At 67.9% G+C, this 1,507-nt stretch carries 1 protein-coding gene; it reads left to right on the top strand.

Features of this window, described 5'->3' with window-relative positions:
- The first annotated feature begins 253 nt into the window (after positions 1-253).
- Positions 254-1,480, top strand: coding sequence for an IS110 family transposase (locus AB0I04_RS55125; RefSeq protein ID WP_360905069.1), 1,227 nt, complete (start codon positions 254-256; stop codon positions 1,478-1,480).
- The last annotated feature ends 27 nt before the right edge of the window (positions 1,481-1,507 follow it).

The raw sequence follows: 1,507 nt of genomic DNA, 5'->3' as shown, positions 1-1,507 counted from the left end.
CCTAATCAGTTCTGGGAGCCTGCCATCCGGCAGACTCCTGGGTTGGTTGGTAGCCGCCGGCAAGTGAGCACTCATGTGTCCTGGACATCGAAGTCCTGTCGAAAGACCGTGCCCTTGCCGGTCGGCGGGAGATTGATCGCTGCTGGGATGTCGTGCCCGGCCCTGCTCGCGCGGGCGGTGAGCACTGCTTGATTAGGTCGCCGATGACTCTCCCGCAGGCCACTGACCAGCGATTTCGGCGATAGGAGAGACGTTGCGGCTGTTTGTGGGAGATGACTGGGCCGAGACCCACCACGATGTCGAGCTGATGGATGCCGCCGGTCGGAGGCTGGCCAAGGCCCGCCTGCCCGAAGGCATCGCCGGAATGACCCGGCTGCACGCGATGATCGCCGAGCAGGCCGGGGACCTTGCCGATGAGGATGTGGAAGTGGTGGTCGGGATCGAGACCGACCGCGGCCCGTGGGTGCAGGCACTGACGGCAGCCGGATACACGGTGCTGGCCGTCAACCCGCTGCAGGCGGCCCGCTACCGCGAACGCCTGAAGGTCTCCGGTGCCAAAAGCGACGCCGCAGATGCGCACATGCTGGCCGACATGGTCCGCACCGACTCCCACCAACTGCGTCCCATCGCCGGCGACAGCGCACAGGCCGAAGCCGTCAAGGTCGTCACCCGCGCCCACAAGACGCTGATCTGGGAACGCACCCGCCATATCCAGCGGCTGCGGCACGCACTGCGCGACTACTTCCCCGCCGCACTGACCGCCTTTGAGGACCTGGCCGCCCCCGACACCCTGGAACTGCTGGCCAAAGCACCTGACCCGGCCTCGGCCGCGCAACTGACCCGCACCCAGATCAGCGCGGCGCTCAAACGCGCTCGCCGCCGCGGCGACCTGGCGGCCAAAGCCACGACGATCCAGACCGCGCTGCGCACCGAGCATCTGGGACAACCGGCCCCGGTCACCGCCGCCTACGCCGCTTCCACCCGCGCCCTGATCGCGGTCCTGACCACGCTGCAGGAGCAGATCACCGTCCTGCACCAGGAGGTCGAGGCCCATTTTGGCCGGCACCCGGCCGCTGAGATCATCCGTTCCCAGCCTGGGCTCGGCATGATCCTCGGCGCCCGGGTGCTGGCCGAGTTCGGCGACGACCCCGACCGCTATGCCACCGCCAAGAACAGGAAGAATTACGCCGGCACGTCCCCGATCACCCGCGCCTCGGGCAAGAAGAAGGTCGTCGCCGCCCGGTTCGTGCACAACGACCGGCTCATCGACGCCCTGCTCACCCAGGCGTCCCGGGCCATCAGCGTCTCGCCCGGCGCCCGCGCCTACTACGACAAGCAACGCGCACGCGACGCCGGCTACAACACCGCACTCCGCCAGGTCGCCAACCGGCTGGTCGGCATCCTGCACGGCTGCCTCAAAACCGGTGCCCTCTACGACGAGGCGACCGCCTGGCCGCATCATCTGGAACGGGCTGCTTGACATCACTAGCTCCTGGGATGTCTTTCG

This window comes from Actinoallomurus sp. NPDC050550, assembly GCF_040655075.1.
In the GTDB taxonomy this organism is placed as follows: Bacteria; Actinomycetota; Actinomycetes; order Streptosporangiales; family Streptosporangiaceae; genus Actinoallomurus.
The sequence above is the reverse complement of the archived record's forward strand: the minus strand, read 5'-3'. Positions and strand labels throughout refer to the sequence as shown.